Raw genomic sequence first — 18,777 nt, forward strand, 5'->3', positions numbered from 1 at the left:
GCCGGAACCGGGCCTCCCCTTCGCCGGAGGGCTTTGCCCGGAGACCCCCACCGGGAGGAGTTCGGACCTCGTGGACGCAGCCGCAGCCCGTTCCCGACTGGAGGCGATGGTCGAGGATCTGGATCGTTCCATCGCCATTCTGCGGGGGGAGAGCCCGGAGCGCGACCATTCCGCGGCGGACGCCGGCTCCGGCCTTTCCGACCGCGACCGGGTCGAGGCCGCGCTCGACTCTCTCCGCCGGCACCGCGCCGCCGTCCAGGCCGCCCTCGACCGCGTCGCCGCCGGCTCCTACGGCCGGTGCGTGGGCTGCGGGGACCCGGTCCCGGAAGGGCGCCTGGAGGCCCGTCCCGACGCCGCCAGGTGCGTGCGGTGCCAGGCCCGGTACGACCGCCGCGGACGGTAGGAACGGGCCTCAGAAGCCGTCCTAGAGCCGCCTGGCGCTCGCCAGGAGGTGGAAGCCCAGGGACTCGTCCCCGGGCGGGGCGTTCAGCTCGGTCCGGACGAGGCGCGGAAGCGCGTCCGGCGACGAGGACAGCACGTGCTCCACCGTCGACGGGGACAGCGCCGTGCGCGGTCTGATCCAGGAGACCTCCAGCCCCACCTCGGCGAGCAGCTCGCGGAGCTGGTCGGCGCCGAAGCAGCGGGTGATCGTCCCGTCCGGCCACGGCACCAGGACGACCTCCGCGCTCGGCACGTCCGACAGGTGCGCCCAGTGGCTCTGCTCCGCCAGCAGCGCCATCCCGAGCGTCAGCGAGTCCACGCACAGCAGCACGCGCCCGCCGGGCCGCAGCACCCGCGCGATCTCCGCGATGGTCTCCTCGGTGGCCAGGTGCCGCGACAGCACCCGGTTCTCGGCGAGGACCGCGTCCATGGACGCGGCGCCGAGGAAGGCGAGCGAGCCCGAGTCGCCGAGGACCTTGGTCGTCGCGGGGCCCGGTCCGGAGGCCCCGTCGCCGGACGTCCCGGCCGCGAGCGCGCCGGCCGTGCGGCGCTCCAGCAGCGGGTCGCGGACCTCGACGACCGTGTGGCCGGCCTCCGCGGCGCGCTCGGCGCACCGCCCGTGATCGCCGGAGATGTCCAGGACGCGCGACGGCCTGCGCGGCAGCCAGCGCGCCAGTTGCGCGTCGGCCACCGCCCAGTAGAACCTCCAGTAGCGCGCCAGGGCGTCGCCCTCCGTGGGGGAGTCGCGCAGGCTGGCGATGGTGGGCTCGGGAGGTCGCGCCGGCACCGGTAGCAACGGTTTGCTCCTGTTCTCGCCGTGTACGTCAGTTCTTTCCCCGTCAGGGCCCGGTCATCACCCTCCGTGCAGGCCGGGCGGGGTGGCCCGGCCCGCTCGGGGACGTCCGGAATCTTTTCCGCGTGCGGCTCCCGGTCGGGGAATCGGCGGGCGCGTCCCGGCGTTGCACCGTCTCATAACCGTCCGCACGCGTGGTGCGGCACGACCGGACGGACCGCCCCGTCCGCGCTCGCGGGCGAGGCGATGGACGAGCACACAGCGGAGGTGCAGGCCGATGACCACAGCCGTTGCCGATTACCCGCGCGGCGCGGGGGTAGTGTCCCCGCCCGGCGGCGCGCGCGCCCCCAAGGGCGTGATGAGGCAGCGCGGCCCGATATCGTCTGTGGGATACGACGCCACCAGGCCGGCCAAGGCCAAGGGCGCCACAGTCAAGGGGGTGGGTCAGGTACCGGGCACCACGGAGACCGTTGAGCAGCGCCAGGAGCGGTTCCAGCGCGACGTGCTCCCGTTCTTGGACCAGCTGTACTCGGCCGCGCTGCGCATGACGCGCAACCCGGCGGACGCCGAGGATCTCGTACAGGAGACCTTCGCCAAGGCGTTCGCGTCCTTCCACCAGTTCAAGGAAGGCACCAACCTCAAGGCGTGGCTGTACCGCATCCTGACCAACACGTTCATCAACTCCTACCGCAAGAGGCAGCGCCAGCCGCAGCAGTCCGCGACCGAGGAGATCGAGGACTGGCAGCTCGCGCGCGCCGAGTCGCATACCTCGAGCGGCCTGAAGTCCGCCGAGGCGGAGGCGCTGGAGCACCTGCCCGACTCCGACGTGAAGCGGGCGCTGCAGGAGCTGCCCGAGGAGTTCCGCATCGCCGTCTACCTCGCCGACGTCGAGGGCTTCGCCTACAAGGAGATCGCCGACATCATGGGCACGCCCATCGGCACGGTGATGTCGCGGCTGCACCGGGGTCGCCGGCAGCTGCGCGGGATGCTGGAGGACTACGCTCAGGACCGCGGGCTGACGCGCGCCACCGGGGGGCCGGCATGAGCCGGGGAAGCGCCGGACGCGTAGAGCGGAGCGACATGCCGGACACCGCGGCCGGGCGCGGCGCGGTGAGCGAGAGGGGTGCGTGAGCCATGAGCTGTGGCGACCACCACGAGACGTCCTGCGAAGAGGTCCTCGCGCGCGTCTACACCTACCTTGACGGCGAACTCGACCAGGGCGGCTGCGGCGAGGTGCGCGAGCACCTCGACGAGTGCGGGCCGTGCCTGCGCGAGTACGGCCTGGAAGAGGCCGTCAAGAAGATCGTGAACAAGTCCTGCGGGTGCGAGCAGGCCCCGGCCGAGCTGCGCTCGAAGGTGCTCGGCCGGATCGAGGAGATCTGCGGCGAGATCAAGGCGTCCGGCGGCGTCGCGTCCGGCGGCACCGGCGCCTCCGAGTCCGCCTGACCGGCCCTTCCGGGCCCGCCTGACCGGCGCGTCGGAGTCCGCCTGACCGGGCCCCGGCGGCGCGCATGATCGGCAGCGCCGCGGCTGGGTATCGTGCTGGGGTGCTCGCTCTCGTCACCGGCGCGGCCGGCTTCATCGGGTCCCATCTCGTCGACCGGCTCCTCGCCGACGGCCACGAGGTCGTCGGCGTGGACGACCTGTCGTCGGGGGCCAACCGGAACCCGGCCATCGAGCTGTGGCGGATGGACGTGGCCGACCCGGCGCTCGCCGAGCGGATGGCGGCCCGCCGCCCCGAGGTCGTCTGCCATCTGGCGGCGCAGGTGAGCGTGCGCGCCAGCGTGGCCGACCCGCTGCACGACGCGCGGGTCAACGCGCTCGGGACGGCGAACGTGCTGGAGGCGGCGCGGGCGGCGGGCAGCCGCAAGGTCGTGTTCACCTCCAGCTGCGCCGTCTACGGGGTGCCGGACGCGCTGCCCGTCCCGCCGGACGCGCCGCTGCGCCCCGCGTCGCCGTACGCGGCCTCGAAGGTGACCGGCGAGGTGTACGCCGGGATGTACAAGGCGCTGCACGGCCTCGACTACACGACGCTGACGCTGGCGAACGTGTACGGGCCGCGGCAGACGCCCGAGGGCGAGGCCGGCGTGATCTCGATCTTCACCGACGCGCTGCTGGCGGGCCGCCCCACGAAGGTGTTCGGGGACGGCCGGCAGACCCGCGACTACGTGTACGTCCTGGACGTGGTGGACGCGTTCGCCCGCGCGACGGGCGAGGCGGGCGGCGGCGGCCGCTTCAACGTCGGGACGGGCCTCCAGACGACCGACCGGGACCTGCACGCGCTCGTCGCCGCCGCGGTGGGCGCGCCGGACGAGCCGGACTTCGCGCCGCCGCGCCTCGGGGACCTGCCCGCGATGGCGGTGGACCCGGGCCCCACGCGGGAGGCGCTTGGCTGGGAGCCGCGGGTGAGCCTCGCGGACGGCCTCGCCGAGACGGCCGCCTGGGCGCGCGCCCGCACCGCCTGACCGGACCGCACCGCCCGACCGCCGCCGCGCCGCCTGACCGCCGCGCCGCCTGACCGGTGGTCCCGTGCTGGGGTCCGTGCCGGAGAGCAGAGGAATGCGGCTTGGTGCCATTGATGGGACGATTCTGGTCGGTTTAAGAACGCCATTTGCAGATGCACGTGCATTGAGATTGTGCAGCGGCATTGTGCGGGTACGCTGAGTACATTAATCCCCGGGAATTGATCACTTAAAGTGACACTTGCTTCACGCTTTGCTCACGATTCCCGGCATGCCTGTGTGACCTGGGCAGTTCGCGTTAGGCTGGGGCCGAAATCAGCGACGGGAACGCGGTGCACGCCCCCGAATTCGGGGTATGTGCGGACCTGGGAGACCGGGCCGAGCGGTTCCGGCGGGCCGGCGCCGCGCGCCGGCCGGACCCGGTCGACGGGGGGAGGCGGAAGCCATGCTCGAGTGCGGCAATCCGGCCGGACGAGGCCGGTGCCAGGACGCCACGGGATCGTCGCTGATGATGCCCGAGGGCGTTTCCTGGGTCTAGTGCCGGCAGGCACGGTCGATCCCGGCGGCGGCCCGCTCGTTCGTCACTCCCTAAGGGGCGGCAATGCGTGGACTACCTCTCGCTGCCTGGGCGTACGTGTGCGGGGTGGTCGCGCTCGCGGCCGCGGTGATCGCCACGTCGTCCTTCACGGGGGTGGACTGGACGAAGCTGGCCGTACTGGCCCTGCTCTTCCTCATCTGCGACTCGGCGCCCGCCCGGCTGAACGTCGAGCGGGCCCGCGTCTCGCTGAGCTTCGCCGCCAGCCTGGCGGGGGTCGTGCTCCTCGGCCCCGCCGGCGCGGCCCTGCTCGGCCTCAGCGCCCTGGTCACCGGGCAGCGGTTCTTCGCGCCCGAGAAGCGCGCCTTCAACGGCGCGCAGTTCGCGCTCAGCGGCTTCTGCGCCGGCACGGTCTTCGACCTGCTGGGCGGTGACCGCTTCCACCCCGAGCAGTCCCGCTGGGTGGAGAACGTGATCGGCCCGTTCCTCGGCGCCCTCGTCACCTTCGTCCTGGTGAACCTGCTGCTGATGGCGGGCGTGCTGCTGCTGTCCCGGCAGGCCGCGCCGCGCGAGCTGCTGCACGAGAGCGGCCAGCTCGCCGTCGGCTGCCTCGGCTACGGCATGGTCGGGCTGCTGATCGCCGGGCTGTGGCCGCGGATCGGCGCCTTCGCCGCCGTGCTGGTGCTGCTGCCGCTGTTCATCGCCCGGTGGGCGATGGACCAGGCGTACGCGCAGCAGCAGGCGCACGCCGCCACCCTCGCCGCGCTCTGCCAGGCCGTCGAGACCAAGGACTACTACACCCGCGGCCACTCCGAGCGGGTCTCCCGCGGCTCGGTGATGATCGCGCAGGAGATCGGGATGCGCGCCGACCGGGTCGAGGCGATCCGGTACGCGGGGATGCTGCACGACGTCGGCAAGCTCGGCGTTCCGACGAAGGTGCTGCAGAAGTCCGGCTCGCTCACCGAGGAGGAGTTCGCCGCGATCCAGCTGCACCCGATGCGCGGGCTGGAGATCGTCCGCGAGATCGGGTTCCTGGACGAGGCGCTCGCCGGGATCATGCACCACCACGAGAAGGTGAACGGCCGCGGCTACCCGATGGGCCTGGCCGGCGACGAGATCCCCGAGTTCGCCCGGGTCATCTCCGTCGCGGACGCGTTCGACTCGATGACCTCGACCCGCTCCTACCGGGCGGCCCGCACCGTGGCGGAGGCCGTCGCGGAGCTGCGCCGCGGCATGGGCGACCACTTCGACCCGGTGATGGTGGAGGCGTTCCTGCGCGCGCTGGACCGGGACGGCTGGGAGCCGCCGCGGCCCGTCGTGCTGCCGGACGACGACGTCGTCGAGACCACCCAGCAGGACCATGACGACCCGAGCGCGCCGCTGCGGGTCGCCGGAGACGAAGCACGGCGGTGACGGGACCTCCCATGAGCAGCACCCAGATCCGGGCCCGCCGCGAGCGGGCCGCATGGCAGACCATCGACTCCGGCCAGCTGCTGCTGATCGCGACCGCCGGGCTGTTCGTCGTCGTCGCGATCGCCGAGGTCGCCGCGGCCGGGCTCCGGCAGCCCAACGTCGCGATCATCTTCGGCGTGCTGATCGCGCTCGGCGAGCTGTTCCGGATGGTGATGCCCGGCAACCGGGAGGTCGCGCCGATCGCCAGCGCCGGCGCGATGGGCTACGCGCTGCTGGTCGGCATCGGCCCCGAGGGCGCCCCGCCGGACGCGCCGCTCGGCGTCGTCCCCGCCGAGCACTCGCCGCTGCAGGTCGTCGCGGTGACGTCCGTCGGGATGCTGGTCGGCTCGCTGCCGCACATCCTGGTCGGCCGGTCGCCGCGCCCGGACGCGATGGCGCGCCGGCTGTTCACCGTCGCGGTCGTGGCGCTGTGCTTCCGGCCGATGCTGTCGCTCGGGCTGCCCTGGCAGCTGCTGCTCGCGGTGATGGGCCTGGTCGTCGTGCTGTCCTGCTTCACCGACGTGCTGATCGCCGCGATGATCCGGGCGGAGGCGGTGCGGGCCCGGTTCGGCATCGCGCTGCGCGACGAGATCGACGCGAAGATGGCGCTGTGCGCGGCGACCAGCGCCACCGCGATGCTGATCGCGGTCGCCACCACGGCGATGGGCGAGGCCGCGCTGCTGATCTTCACGGTGCCGATCCTCGTCACCCAGTTCGCGTTCCGCCGGTACGCGGGGATCCGCGCGACGTACCTGCAGACCGTCCGGGCCCTGTCGCGGGTCACCGAGGTCGGCGGGTACGTCGAGACCGGCCACTCGCGGCGGGTGTCGCGGCTGTCGGTCGCGATGGGCCGGGAGCTCGGCATGTCCGAGGAGGAGCTGCTGGAGCTGGAGTACGCGGCGCTGATGCACGACATCGGGCAGCTGTCGCTCGGCGACCCGATCCCCGGCGGCGCGACCGTGCTCGCGTCGCCCGCCGAGCAGCGCCGCATCGCCGAGCTCGGCGCCGAGGTCATCAAGCAGACCGGCGTGCTGGACCGGGTCGCGCACATCGTCGAGCTGTCGTCGCACCCGTACCGGACGGGCCCGGAGACGCTCGCGGGCTCCGGCGAGGCGGCCGAGCGGCCCGCCCCGGCGCCGCCGCTGGCCGGGCGCATCATCAAGGTCGCGAACGCCTACGACGACCTGGTGGGCGACTCCGCCGACCGCGACCGCGGCGCCGCCGTGCTGGAGCGGCTCCGGCTGGACTCGGCGGCCGAGTACGACCCGACGGTCGTGGAGGCGCTCAGCCGCGTCGTCGACCGCCGTCCCCGCCCCTGACCGGCGGTTCCCCACCCGCTCGCGGGTGCGCGGCCGGCCGTTCGTCGCCCGTACGGGCGGACGCGGCGCGGCGCGGACGCTAGGGTCGGCGGGGCAGGTCCGCCGGCGCCGCCGGCGGGAGCAGATCTCCGAGGAGGAGTCCGCGAGTGTTCGAGTCCGTGCTGGTGGCGAACCGGGGCGAGATCGCCGGCCGGGTCGTGCGCACCGCGCAGGCCATGGGCCTGAAGGCGATCGCGGTGTACTCCGAGGCCGACGCCGACCTGCCGTACGTCGCCGAGGCGGACGAGGCGGTGCTGATCGGCCCGGCCGACCCGGCGCGCAGCTACCTCGAGGCGGCGGCCGTCCTGGAGGCCGCGCACCGCACGAACGCGCAGGCCGTCCATCCCGGCTACGGGTTCCTCGCCGAGAGCGCCGCGTTCGCGCGGGCGGTCGCCGAGCGGGAGCTGGTCTGGGTCGGGCCGCCGCCGCTCGTCGTCGCCCGGATGGGCGACAAGATCAACGCCCGGAACCTGATGAAGGAGGCGGGCGTCCCGGTCTCGCCCGGCGCGTGGGAGCCCGTCCCGGACGCGGCGACCGCGCTGGAGGAGGCCGAACGGATCGGCTACCCGGTGATGGTGAAGCCCGCCGCCGGCGGGGGCGGCGCCGGGCTCGGCGCCGCGTACGACGAGGCGTCGCTGCGCGCCGCGTTCGAGGCGGCCCACGCCGCCGCCCGGCGGCTGTTCGGGCACGGCGACGTCCTGCTGGAGCGGTACATCGAGGGCGCCCGGCACGTCGAGGTGCAGATCCTCGGCCTCGCGGACGGCACCGTCGTGGCGCTGGGGGAGCGGGAGAGCTCCGTCCAGCGCCGGTTCCAGAAGGTCGTCGAGGAGAGCCCGTCGCCCGGCGTCGCCCCGGCGCTGCGGGAGCGGATGCTCGCCGCGGCGGTCCGCGCGGGCGAGGCCGTCGGGTACCGGGGCGCCGGGACCGTCGAGTTCCTGCTCGACCCGGTCGCGCAGGAGTTCGCCTTCCTGGAGATGACGACCCGGCTCCAGGTCGAGCATCCGGTGACCGAGTTGGTCACCGGCATCGACCTGGTCGAGCAGCAGTTCCGGATCGCGGCCGGGGAGCGGGTCGCGCCGGCCGCCGCCGCGCCCGGCGGCCACGCGATCGAGTTCCGCGTCCACGCCGAGGACCCGCGGGACTTCCGGCCCGCGACCGGCGAGATCAAGGTGTGGGAGGAGCCGGTCGGCGACGGCATCCGCATCGACGCGGGCTACCACGAGGGCAACACCGTCACGCACCACTACGACTCGCTGCTGGCCAAGCTCTGCGTCCACGGCGAGGACCGCGCGCACGCGCTGGCCCGGGCCCGCGCCGCGCTGGACGCGTTCCGCATCGAGGGCGTCGCGACGAACCTGCCGTTCCTGGCCGAGCTTCTCGACCACCGCGAGTTCATCGACGGGACGTACGACACCGGCGTGGTGGCGCGCATGCGCATCCGCTGAACCGCGCGTTCCGGCGCGGGACGGCGGTCCGGCGCGACAGCGGTCCGACGGGACGACAGGGCCGGCGGGACGACAGGCCGGCCGGGGCGTCGGGGCCGGTGGCTAGAAGGTCAGGGCGTAGGTGAGCAGGCGGAGTCCCGGTATCGGGGACCAGTCCCGGTCCGGGGTGCGGACGAAGCCGAGCCGCTCGTACATGCGGTGCGCGGCCTCCATGTTCGCCTGCGTGGACAGCCGCAGCCCGGTCAGTCCCGCGGCGCGGGCGCGCGCCGCGCACTCGCCGACCAGGGCGCGTCCCGCGCCGCTCCGCCGGGCCTTCGCCAGTACGGCGAGCATCCGGAACTCGGCCTCGTCCGGGCCCGCCAGCTCGGCGTACGGGCTGCCGGGCGGGCAGTAGGCGACGGCGCCCGCGACCTCCCCGCCGATCTCCGCGACGAGCAGCTGCGACTTGGCGGCCCGGTCGGCGGCGTCGCGCAGCTTGCCCACGTAGGACGACTCGGGCGAGACCAGCCCGCCGTGCACGTACACCTCGACGGTCAGCTCGCCGATCAGGTCGTACTCGTGGGGGCGGGCGTCGCGGACGGTGACGTGCTGCATCGGGTGCTTCTCCAGGCGGGGGAGCCGTTGGGGCCGGATCATCGCGACCGGACGGCCGCGACATATCAGGCTATCCGGATCCCGGCGGGACGCTCGCCCGGCGGGGCGGTCGGTGCGCCGTACTAGTCGTTAGGTACTTGACTACTAGCCCCGGCGCCGTGTTGATTGGCGGGTGCCCGTCAGGTGGCGGCCCGCCGAACCCCCAGGAGGCGCCATGCCGGTCCCCCGCTCGATCCTCGGCACGCAGGACGTCGGCGACCTGGAGCTCGCGGTCGTCGCCGGTGCGTGGCCGGACGACGTCCGCGGCCACTTCGTCGTCAGCACCTCCGACCAGCGCACCCATCCTGTGCACGCGTTCTTCGGCGACGGGATCATCGCGCGGCTCCCGCTCCGGCCGGACGCGGACGGCCGGTTCCGCTGGCGCGCCCGGGTGATCGACACCCCGTCCGTCCGGCTGCGCCGCCGGCGTCCCGAGCTGTTCACCGCCGGGCCCGTCGGCACGAGCTCGCCGTGGGGGTTCGTGAACGCCGCCAACACGGCGCCGCTGCCGTGGGGCGACCGGCTGTTCGCCACGTGGGACGCGGGCCGGCCCGTCGAGGTCGACCCGGTCACGCTGGGGTTCGTCGCCGAGGTCGGCCACCGCGACGACTGGAGGCCCGCCATCGACCAGGCGGTGCTGCCGCTGATCTCCACGTCCGCGCACCCGGTGATCGACCCCGAGCGCGGCTGCCTGTGGACGGTCAGCCGCGACGTCATGACCGGCGCGGTCGCGGTGATCCGGTACGCGGGGGAGGGGAGCCGGGTCGAGCGCTGGGACGTGGAGGGCGCCGTCCTGCCGCAGGCCACCCACACCATCACGCAGACCCGCGACTGGCTCGTGCTCGCCGACACCGCCTACAAGATCGACACCGACGAGGTGTTCGGCGCGGAGCGCACCGTCGCGAACAACCCCGACGGGCCCGTCCTGCTGATCCGCAAGGACGACCTGCGCCCCGGCGCCGGCACCGTCGCCTGCAAGGAGTTCCGGATCGCCCCCGAGGTCAACCACTTCTATGCGAAGTACGACGACTCCGGCGGCGTGCAGGTCGTCATGGAGCACACGCCCGGCGTCGACATCGGCATGTACCTGCGCGAGGACGATCTCGACGCGTTCGGCCGCCCCGTCGACCCGGCGCTGCGCGGCATGTACTGCCACGGCATGACGCCCGCGCTCACCACCGTCCTGCTGTTCGACCCGGAGACCGGGACGGTCAGCGAGCGCGCCCGCGCCTGCGACCCGGAGCGCTGGTGGCAGGCGGAGCTGTCCGCGATCGACTGGAGCATCGAAGGGCAGACCGCCCCGACCCGGCACCACCTCGTCTACCTGGGCTTCCACCCCGAGGCGATCAACCAGCGGGCGCTGCGCAACTACACCGGCCGCATCGACGCCGACCTGTTCCCGCCGGAGGAGACCCCGGCGGTCCTGGTCAGCCACGACCGCGACGACCTGAGGCCGCTCGCCGAATGGACGTTCGCGCTCGACGACTACCCGACGTCGCCCTCGTTCGTCCCGCGCGGGCGCGGCGGCAGCCGCTACGCGGGCGCCGACCCGGGCGGGCACGACGGCTACCTCGTCGTCGCCGTCCACAACGACGACCGCTTCCGCGTCGAACTGTTCGACGCCGCCGACGTCGGGCGCGGCCCGCTCGCCGTGCTGGCGCCGCCGCCCGGCACGACCGTCCCGTTCCTCATCCACTCCGCGTGGATGCCGGAGGCCGTCCCTGCACCCGACGTGGAGCGGCTCCGCTTCGCCGACGACCTGGACGCGCGCCTGGACCAGCTGGCCCCCGACCTGCGAGCCGAAACCCGCGAAGTGGCCGCCGAGCTTTCCCGCTGAGCTGTGGTGTGCCGCCCTTATGACGCGCCGCAAAAGGGCGGCACGCCGCAACTCACCGGGGACGGAGGTCGGCGCAGGTGTGCTCGTCGGGGAGCAGGGGGCGCAGGCGGACGGTGTAGGTCTTGCCGCCGCTGCGCCAGGCGGTGCCCGGACCCGTCGCCGGGACCTTCGCCGGAGCGGCGAGCGTGCAGACGGCCCCCGGGAGCGTCGTGCCCCGGCCCAGCGGCGCCAGCGGCCAGGTGCGGACCGGGCCGTCGGCCACCGCGCCCTCCGACGCGAGCACCGCGACCTTGGACGGCGCGTACGGCCGCGCGCCCGACGCGAGGTCGGCGGCGGGCCACCGGGCCGGATCGAGACGCGCCTGGAACCGCGCCGCCGGGTCCGACTGCGCCTCCGGCTGGACGATCTTGGTGTGCGCGTCGCCCATGGTGAACTCCAGCACGATCGCGTCCGCGACCTGCCCGGCGCTGACGGTGTGCGAGCGGTCGAGCCCGGCGGCGCGCGCCTCGCCCAGCAGGCGGTCCAGTGCCGCGGGCGTGAGCCGGTACTCGGTGACCTTCCCCTGCGCGGCGACGAGCGCGCGGCCCGTCGAGTACAGCGAGAAGTCCGGCAGCCCGCCGCCGAGACCGGCGATGCCGCCGGTCCTGCGCATCCGCAGGACGAGATGCTCGCCGCGCGGCGAGTCCTTCGCGGAGTGCGTGGCGGCGCCGGTGGACGGCAGCGCGTGCGGCGGCTTCTCCACCCCGGAGGCCCCGCCGCAGGCCGCCACCGTGCCCGCGCAGGCGAGCGCGGCGATCAAGCTGGTGCGAGTGTGCGAACCGGCCATGCGTCTTCGACGCGCCGCCATCCCGACCGGTTCCCCCCGGCTACAAATCCGATGACGGAAAGACTGTCGGGTCTGCGACCGGCCGGCTCCCGCTCCGCACGCTAGGGTGCCGGGCGTGAGTGTGCTCGTAGTGACCGGGACCTGTACGGGCGTCGGCAAGACGATCGTCACCGCGGCGCTGGCCGCCGTCGCGGCCGCGCGCGGCGCGTCGGTCGCCGTGGTCAAGCCCGGGCAGACCGGGATGGGCGGCGGCGAGCCCGGCGACCTCGACGAGGTGCGGCGGCTCGCCGGCGTCGAGGACGTGCACGAGTCCGCGCGCTTCCCCGACCCGCTGTCGCCCGCCGCCGCGGCCCGCCGCGCCGGCGTCCCGCCCGTCCGGCTGCCCGACGTCGCCAAGCACGTCCAGGAGCTCGCCGCGACCCGCCGGCTCGTGCTGGTGGAGGGCGCGGGCGGTCTGCTCGTCCGCTACGACGAGGAGGGCACCACCATCGCCGACCTCGCCCGCTGGCTCGGCGCCGCGGTCGTCGTCGCGACCCGTCCCGACCTCGGCACCCTCAACCACACCGCGCTCACGCTGGAGGCGATGGCGCACCGCGGCGTGCAGCTCGCCGGCGTGGTCATCGGGGCCTGGCCGGACGACCCGGACCTGGCGATGCGCAGCAACATCCGGGACCTGGAGACCATCGCGGCGCGGCCGCTGTCCGGCGCGCTCCCGGCCGGCGCGTCCGCGCTGGACCCGGCCGAGTTCCTGGTCGCCGCGCACCGCGGCCTGGCCCCGTCGTTCGGCGGCTCCTTCGACGCCGCCGCCTTCCGCGAGGCGCACGCCCCCGGCATGGACTGATCCGCCGGGTTAGGAGTCCCGGCGCAGGCGGGTGATGAACTTGTACCGGTCGCCCCGGTACATGGACTGCGCCCACTCGACGGGCTGGCCCGTCGTGTCGAACGCGTGCCGGGACAGCAGCAGCATCGGCAGGCCGACGTCGACGCCGAGGAGCTGCGCGTCGTGCGGGGTCGCCAGCACCGTCTCGATCGTCTCCTCCGCCTCCGTCAGGTGGACGTCGTAGGCGGTCGCGAGGGTCTCGTACAGGGACCGGTGCCGGGGCAGCTCGCGGCGCAGGCCGGGGAAGCGGCGGGCTGGGAGGTGCGAGGTGTCGACCGACATCGGCTCCCCGTCGGCGAGCCGGAGCCGGTGGACGCGCAGCACCCGGCCGCCCGGCCGGATGCACAGCAGCGACGCGAGGCGCTCGTCGGCGCTGACGTAGCCGGCGTCCAGGATGCGGGTCTCGGGGCGCAGCCCGTGGTGCCGCATGTCCTCGGTGTAGGAGACGAGCTGGAGCTCCTGCGACACCTTCGGCTTGGCGACGAACGTGCCCTTGCCCTGGATGCGCTGCAGGCGCCCCTCGACGACGAGTTCGGCGAGGGCCTGCCGGACGGTGGTCCGGGACGTCTCGTACTTCTCCGCCAGCGCCCGCTCAGGAGGCAGCGGGCTGCCCGGCGGCAGCGACTGGATGAGTTCGACGAGGAGTTCTTTGAGCTTGTAGTACTTCGGGATGCGCGGCGCCTGGTTGGTGTGGTGCTTGCCCAGGTCGCCGAGTACCGCCCGATCGAATCCGCGCTCGAATCCGTCCCCGTGCCGGGGCCCGCCCCTGACCTCCGTCACGGCATCTCCTCACGTTCATCATCGGTTTCCCCCGATGTTATGCGTGAAGACTACGGCCGGTAGAGAGGGCGATCTCCGCCAGGGCCGTCCGCAGCCTTGTGAGGTCGGACTCGTCGACCGTAGCGCGCGCGGTGAGCCGCAGGCACGCCCGGCCCTTGGGAACGGACGGGGGACGGAAGCAGCCGACGCGCAGCCCGTGCTCAGCGCAGATCCCGGCGGCGCGGACCGCGTCGTCGGGCTCGCCGAGGAACACCGGGACGACGGCGGCGGCCGGGTCGGCGGTCTCCAGACCGGAACCGGCCGCGAGGTTTGCCATCCGGCGGGCGGTGGCACGCGCCCGGCCGGGCAGGCCCGGGTCGGCCTCCAGCACGTCGAGGGCGGCGAGGGCGGCGCCGACGGCGGGCGGGTTCAGGCCGGTGTCGAAGATGAACGAGCGGCCGGTGTCCAGCAGCGCCTGGACCACCTCGGGCGCGCCGAGGACGGCGCCGCCCTGCGCGGCCAGCGACTTCGACAGGGTGAGCGTGAGGACCACGTCGGGCTCGCCGGCCAGGCCCGCGGCGTGCGCGGCGCCGCGGCCGCCGTCGCCGACGACGCCGAGCGCGTGCGCCTCGTCGATCACCAGCAGCGCCCCGTGCGCCCGCGCGGCGCGGTGCAGCTCCGCCAGCGGCGCGAGATCGCCGTCCACGGAGAACACCGCGTCGGTGACGACGATCGCGTGGTCTTCGTCACGTTCGGCGAGGGCCCGCTCGACGGCCCCGGCGTCCCGGTGCGGGACGATCGCCACGCGGGCCCGCGACAGCCGGCACGCGTCCACGATCGAGGCGTGGTTGACCTGGTCGGACACCACCAGCGTGCCGGGCCCCGACAGCGCGGTGACGGCGCCGAGGTTGGCCAGGAAGCCGGAGGAGAACACCAGCCCGGCGGCGCTGCCGGTGAACGCGGCGAGCCGCCGGTCCAGCTCGGCGTGCAGCGCGGTCGTGCCGGTGACCAGCCGGGAGCCGGTGGACCCGGTGCCCCACTCGCGCGCGGCGGCGGCCGCGCCCGCCACCAGCCGGGGGTCGCGGGACAGGCCCAGGTAGTCGTTGGACGCGAGGTCGGCCAGGCCGTCGTGGTCGGCGGCGCGGGGGCGCAGCGTCCGCCGCAGGCCCGCCTCGGCGCGCCGGGCGGCGGCGTCCCGGAGCCTGGCGAGGGGGTCGTCGGTCATGCCCGAATCCTGCCAGGTCGGGGGCGGCGGGCACGGCGCCGGGGCACCGGAACGGATGGGCGATGATGGTCGTGTGCCTACCTTGACCGATCTGGTCCGCGACCACACCGACCTCACCGAGACCGATGTGGAGTGGCTGCACGCACTGGTGTCGGACTGGCAGCTCCTCGCCGACCTGTCGTTCGCGGACCTGCTGCTGTGGGTGCCGCTGCGGTCCGGCGCGAAGGTCCCGGCCGACGGCCCGCCCGCCCGGGGCGGACGGCGCGGCGGCGGCACGATCGACACCGGCGCGGCCGTGCAGGGCTGGGTGGCGATCGCGCAGATGCGGCCTACGACCGGCCCCACCGCCTACCCCGAGGACCTGGTCGGCAAGGTCGTCCGGACGGGCCGGCGCGGGCTGATCGACGTGGCGTGGCGGGAGCGGCGGATCGTCCGGGAGGGCGACCCGGAGTGGGGCAGCGGCATCCCGGTCCGGGAGGAGTCGATCCCGGTGCGCCGCGGCGCCAAGATCCTCGGGGTGATCCAGCGCAGCACCAACCTCAGCTCGGCGCGCACCCCGTCCCGGCTGGAGCTGACCTACCTGCAGAGCGCCAGCGACCTCGCGAAGATGATCTCCGAGGGGCGGTTCCCGGTGCCGGGCGAGGAGCCGAACATGGTCCGCTCGCCGCGCGTCGGCGACGGGCTGATGCGGCTCGACCGCGGCGGCGGCGTCGTCTACGCCAGCCCGAACGCCCAGTCCGCCTACCGGCGCCTCGGCCTGCCGTCCGACCTGGTCGGCGAGTCGCTCGGCAAGGTCACCGCCGACCTGTGCGACACCGGCGAGCCGCTGGAGGAGGCGCTCAGCGTCGTGCTCAGCGGGCGGGCGCCGCGCGAGGTGGAGGTCGAGGCGAACGGCTCGGTCATGCAGCTGCGGACGATCCCGCTGGTGGTCGGCGGCACCCGGATCGGCGCGATCGTGCTGTGCCGGGACGTCACCGAGCTGCGCTGGCGCGACCGGGAGCTGATGACCAAGGACGCCACCATCCGGGAGATCCACCACCGGGTGAAGAACAACCTGCAGACCGTCGCGGCGCTGCTGCGGCTGCAGGCGCGCCGGCTGCGGATCCCGGAGGGGCGGGCGGCGCTGGACGAGGCGGTCCGCCGCGTCGGGTCGATCGCGATCGTGCACGAGACGCTGTCGCACACCCCGGACGAGCTGATCGACTTCGACGACATCGCGGACCGGGTGATCATGATGGCGGGGGAGGTGTCCACCCCGGAGACCAAGGTCGCCCCGAAGCGGACCGGCAGCTTCGGGGTGCTGCCCGCCGAGGTCGCGACGCCGCTGGCGATGGCGCTCACCGAGCTGCTGCAGAACGCGCTGGAGCACGGGCTCGCCAGCCGGTTCGGCACCCTGGAGGTCGTCGCGCACCGCTACGGCGAGGGCGGCGCGGCCCCCGAACCGGCCGGCGTGGCGGTCTGGGGCGAGTGGCCCGGCTCCGACGCGCACGACCCGCGCGCCCGGGAGGAGCCGCCCGCGGTGCGCGAGCCCGTCTCCGGCCCGCGGCTCGTCACGATCGTCGCCGACGACGGGGTCGGCCTGCCGCCGGACTTCGACGTGGAGAGCAGCAACAGCCTCGGGCTGCAGATCGTCCGCACCCTGATCGTCGGTGAGCTGGGCGGCAGCCTCGACTTCCGCGACCGGCCCGGCGGCGGCACCGAGGTCATCGTCGACGTCCCCCTCGACTACAGCAACCGGCTCCACGCGCCTCGCTCGGCCCAGTCATAGGACGCGGTCCAGCGCTCGGTCTGGTGGTCCGGCCTGGGGAAACGCCCCTGGAGACGCCGAGTGCCCGCGGCCTGTCTCCAGGCGGCGGGCACGTCGATGCGCGGTGCGGGCGGCGCCGGGGTTTCCGGCCCTGGGGGTTCGGAGGCGGCGCCGCTCGGTGCTGGGGGGTGAGGGTGGTGCGAGTGGATCAGAGACCGGCGTTGGCGCGGGCGCGGGCGCGGCTGGCGCGGCGCTTGAGGGCGCGGCGCTCGTCCTCGCCCATCCCGCCCCAGACGCCCGAGTCCTGGCCGGACTCCAGCGCCCAGCGCAGGCAGGCGTCGGTGACGTCGCAGCGCCGGCAGACCTGCTTGGCCTCTTCGATCTGCAGGATCGCGGGCCCGGTGTTGCCGATCGGGAAGAACAGCTCGGGGTCCACGTCACGGCAGGCAGCGCGGTGGCGCCAGTCCATGCGGTCCACTCCTTCGTCAGGTGGTGTGAGACACTCCACGTTTGTGAACGGTTTCACATGTCGCGAACGCCCGGAGCGGCGGTGGCCGGCGATCCGAGGGTGATTGTTCCGCGGCGCTGCGATCAGGAGGCGGACGACGTTGGGGCCCCTGTCGGCTGGCGCACTTTGAGCGTGTCAGCCGGGCGCGGGCAGACGCAAGACCTTTGAGAAAGGATTCTCAAAGTATGGGTGTCGCATGTGTCACACCTGTGGGTCGGCCGTGTTACTTGGCTCTCAGCATGGCGTGACGGCGGTCTCAGATGAGGATGCGGACCGCCTTCGGCACCGACCGGAACGTCACGCTGCGCTGTTCCCCGAGGTAGTCGCCGTCCAGCTGAAAGGCGATCGGACGGTCCGCACGCAGGGTGACCTCCGTCGCGTCGTGCACGTTGACCACGTCGCGCCCCTGCACCGGACGGGTCCGCACCAGCATCATCTGCGCGAGCGCCCCCAGGATGGGGCCGGCGGCCATCGTGCGCATCCCGAACACGTCCAGCCCGCGCGCGAAGTTCGACTTCGGACTGGGATTCACCGGCAGCCGTCCCATGAAAGTCCACGGCGCCGTATTGGAGACGAACGCGAGGAACAGGCCCGCTTTCGGGGGGCGTCCCGGCACTTCCAGCGTCAGGGCCGGATGGCGCCGATCCGTGCCCGTGAAGAAATGGCGGACGGCGGCCCGCACGTACAGTGACGGATCCGCCTTCGCGCCCGCGCCGCGGCGGCGTTCCACCTCCCGGACGACCTCCGCGTCCAGCCCCACGCCGGCGTTGAAGGTGAAATAGCGCTCCACGCCGTCCGGCAGGCACGCCGCCCCCAGCCCGACCGTCCGGTACCGCCCGGCGCGCACCGCCTCCAGCACCGCCCGCGTCGCGCCGACCGGGTCGTTCGGCAGCCCGAGCGCGCGGGCGAACACGTTCGCGCTCCCCGACGGCAGGACCGCCAGCGCGGGCAGGTCCGGGGACGGGCCGTTCGCCAGCAGGCCGTTCACCGTCTCGTTCACGGTGCCGTCCCCGCCGAGCGCGATCACCGCGTCGTAGCCCTTGTCGGCGGCCGCGCGGGCGAGCTCGGTCGCGTGCCCGCGGTGGGCGGTCTCGGCGATCTCGAGGTCGAGATCGCCGGTGAAGGCCCGGACGAGGATCTCGCGGGCTCGCCGGGAGGTGGAGGTCGCCTTGGGATTGGCGATGAGCATGGCGCGCACGGCGCCAGCGTATCGAGCGTTTCCCGTGCGTTTCCCCACGCATCGGCCGCGGCGGCGGGCGAGTAGGGTTTCGTTGTGACCGATCGTCCCAACACCGTGCGGGCCGCCGCCGCCCTGGAGGGCGCGGAGGGCCTCGGCGCCGTCGCGTTCGGCGTCTACACCGGGGTGGAGACCGCCGCGGGCGCCGCCGTCGACCCGGTGAGCGCGATCGGCGTGACCGTCCTCGCCCTCGCCGGCGGCGTGGGCATGCTCGCCTGCGCCCGCGGCCTGCTGCGCGGCGCCCAGGGCAGCCGCGCCCCCACGGTCCTGACCCAGCTGTTCGCGCTGCCCGTCGCCTGGTCCCTCTGGCAGAGCGACCGGCCCGAGATCGCCCTGCCGATGGGGATCGTCGCGGTGCTCGCGCTGGTCGCGGTGCTGAGCCCGCCGAGCACCGCCTGGCTCGTCCACGATCATGACGAGGACGAGGAGGAGGACGGCGCCCCGTCCGGCGGCGCGAAGCCCGCGCCCCGTGCCGCGGAGCCGCGCCCCCGGGACGACCGGTCCCTCGGCCAGAAGCTCATGGACCGCCTCAAGGAGCAGCCCGCGAAGGACGCGCCCGCCAAGGGCACGTCCGCGAAGAACTGACCGGCGGCCGGAAGCCCGGCGGCCGGAGGACGAGCGAACGCCGAGGGGCCCTGG

At 74.2% G+C, this 18,777-nt stretch carries 18 protein-coding genes; 11 read left to right on the top strand and 7 right to left on the bottom strand.

Going from position 1 to position 18,777, the window contains the following annotated elements; translation table 11 throughout:
- The first annotated feature begins 70 nt into the window (after window positions 1-70).
- Window positions 71-403, top strand: coding sequence for a TraR/DksA C4-type zinc finger protein (locus ABZ914_RS08035; RefSeq protein WP_190852617.1), 333 nt, complete (start codon window positions 71-73; stop codon window positions 401-403).
- A gap of 21 nt (window positions 404-424) precedes the next feature.
- Here ABZ914_RS08035 and ABZ914_RS08040 read toward each other — a convergent pair whose 3' ends face one another.
- A complete protein-coding gene (locus tag ABZ914_RS08040; protein ID WP_500192320.1) occupies window positions 425-1,228 on the bottom strand; it encodes a class I SAM-dependent methyltransferase in 804 nt (267 codons plus the stop codon).
- A 445-nt stretch (window positions 1,229-1,673) separates the two neighbouring features.
- On the opposite strand from ABZ914_RS08040, the gene ABZ914_RS08045 reads away from it, so the two are divergent.
- The 6 genes from ABZ914_RS08045 to ABZ914_RS08070 all read left to right on the top strand — a co-directional run bounded on the left by ABZ914_RS08045 (window position 1,674) and on the right by ABZ914_RS08070 (window position 8,486).
- Window positions 1,674-2,279, top strand: a complete 606-nt coding sequence (locus ABZ914_RS08045) for a sigma-70 family RNA polymerase sigma factor (RefSeq protein ID WP_151541343.1) — start codon at window positions 1,674-1,676, stop codon at window positions 2,277-2,279.
- A gap of 89 nt (window positions 2,280-2,368) precedes the next feature.
- Complete coding sequence (rsrA, locus tag ABZ914_RS08050) at window positions 2,369-2,680, top strand: mycothiol system anti-sigma-R factor (protein ID WP_151541342.1); 312 nt, start codon at window positions 2,369-2,371, stop codon at window positions 2,678-2,680.
- 101 nt (window positions 2,681-2,781) lie between these two features.
- Window positions 2,782-3,699 carry an NAD-dependent epimerase/dehydratase family protein gene (locus tag ABZ914_RS08055; protein ID WP_190852612.1) on the top strand — a complete coding sequence of 306 codons (918 nt, stop codon included), beginning with the start codon at window positions 2,782-2,784 and terminating at the stop codon, window positions 3,697-3,699.
- 598 nt (window positions 3,700-4,297) lie between these two features.
- Window positions 4,298-5,644: an HD-GYP domain-containing protein gene (locus ABZ914_RS08060; protein ID WP_190852610.1), complete on the top strand. Its 1,347-nt coding sequence runs from the start codon at window positions 4,298-4,300 to the stop codon at window positions 5,642-5,644.
- An 11-nt stretch (window positions 5,645-5,655) separates the two neighbouring features.
- On the top strand, window positions 5,656-7,002 hold the full coding sequence (locus ABZ914_RS08065) for an HD-GYP domain-containing protein (RefSeq protein WP_190852608.1): 1,347 nt from the start codon (window positions 5,656-5,658) through the stop codon (window positions 7,000-7,002).
- 146 nt (window positions 7,003-7,148) lie between these two features.
- A complete protein-coding gene (locus ABZ914_RS08070) occupies window positions 7,149-8,486 on the top strand; it encodes an acetyl-CoA carboxylase biotin carboxylase subunit (protein ID WP_500192321.1) in 1,338 nt (445 codons plus the stop codon).
- 102 nt (window positions 8,487-8,588) lie between these two features.
- Here the strand turns inward: ABZ914_RS08070 and ABZ914_RS08075 are convergent, their stop codons facing one another.
- On the bottom strand, window positions 8,589-9,080 hold the full coding sequence (locus tag ABZ914_RS08075; protein ID WP_433140331.1) for a GNAT family N-acetyltransferase: 492 nt from the start codon (window positions 9,078-9,080) through the stop codon (window positions 8,589-8,591).
- Window positions 9,081-9,294: 214 nt separating this feature from the next.
- Between ABZ914_RS08075 and ABZ914_RS08080 the strand changes: the two genes are divergently transcribed.
- Complete coding sequence (locus ABZ914_RS08080; RefSeq protein WP_500192322.1) at window positions 9,295-10,956, top strand: carotenoid oxygenase family protein; 1,662 nt, start codon at window positions 9,295-9,297, stop codon at window positions 10,954-10,956.
- Between the two features lie 52 nt (window positions 10,957-11,008).
- Here the strand turns inward: ABZ914_RS08080 and ABZ914_RS08085 are convergent, their stop codons facing one another.
- Window positions 11,009-11,755 (bottom strand): hypothetical protein, encoded by a 747-nt coding sequence (locus ABZ914_RS08085; protein WP_500192323.1) that lies wholly within the window; start codon window positions 11,753-11,755, stop codon window positions 11,009-11,011.
- Between the two features lie 142 nt (window positions 11,756-11,897).
- Here ABZ914_RS08085 and bioD point away from each other — a divergent pair, with 142 nt between their 5' ends.
- Window positions 11,898-12,623: a dethiobiotin synthase gene (bioD, locus tag ABZ914_RS08090; RefSeq protein WP_500192324.1), complete on the top strand. Its 726-nt coding sequence runs from the start codon at window positions 11,898-11,900 to the stop codon at window positions 12,621-12,623.
- 9 nt (window positions 12,624-12,632) lie between these two features.
- On the opposite strand, the gene ABZ914_RS08095 is transcribed toward bioD, so the two are convergent.
- Both ABZ914_RS08095 and ABZ914_RS08100 read right to left on the bottom strand, forming a co-directional pair.
- Complete coding sequence (locus tag ABZ914_RS08095) at window positions 12,633-13,442, bottom strand: GntR family transcriptional regulator (RefSeq protein ID WP_387026876.1); 810 nt, start codon at window positions 13,440-13,442, stop codon at window positions 12,633-12,635.
- A 37-nt stretch (window positions 13,443-13,479) separates the two neighbouring features.
- Window positions 13,480-14,646: an 8-amino-7-oxononanoate synthase gene (locus ABZ914_RS08100; protein ID WP_500192325.1), complete on the bottom strand. Its 1,167-nt coding sequence runs from the start codon at window positions 14,644-14,646 to the stop codon at window positions 13,480-13,482.
- A 73-nt stretch (window positions 14,647-14,719) separates the two neighbouring features.
- Here ABZ914_RS08100 and ABZ914_RS08105 point away from each other — a divergent pair, with 73 nt between their 5' ends.
- The gene (locus ABZ914_RS08105) at window positions 14,720-16,414 is read left to right on the top strand and encodes a GAF domain-containing sensor histidine kinase (protein ID WP_500192326.1); all 1,695 of its coding nucleotides are present in this window, start codon (window positions 14,720-14,722) and stop codon (window positions 16,412-16,414) included.
- Window positions 16,415-16,601: 187 nt separating this feature from the next.
- Here ABZ914_RS08105 and ABZ914_RS08110 read toward each other — a convergent pair whose 3' ends face one another.
- Complete coding sequence (locus ABZ914_RS08110) at window positions 16,602-16,862, bottom strand: WhiB family transcriptional regulator (protein WP_151541468.1); 261 nt, start codon at window positions 16,860-16,862, stop codon at window positions 16,602-16,604.
- 295 nt (window positions 16,863-17,157) lie between these two features.
- On the bottom strand, window positions 17,158-18,099 hold the full coding sequence (locus ABZ914_RS08115; RefSeq protein ID WP_190852566.1) for a diacylglycerol kinase family protein: 942 nt from the start codon (window positions 18,097-18,099) through the stop codon (window positions 17,158-17,160).
- 75 nt (window positions 18,100-18,174) lie between these two features.
- Here ABZ914_RS08115 and ABZ914_RS08120 point away from each other — a divergent pair, with 75 nt between their 5' ends.
- Window positions 18,175-18,723, top strand: coding sequence for a hypothetical protein (locus tag ABZ914_RS08120; RefSeq protein ID WP_500192327.1), 549 nt, complete (start codon window positions 18,175-18,177; stop codon window positions 18,721-18,723).
- Window positions 18,724-18,777 lie beyond the last annotated feature (54 nt).

Origin of the sequence: Spirillospora sp. NPDC046719 (assembly GCF_040645715.1) — a bacterium.
Lineage (GTDB): Bacteria > Actinomycetota > Actinomycetes > Streptosporangiales > Streptosporangiaceae > Spirillospora.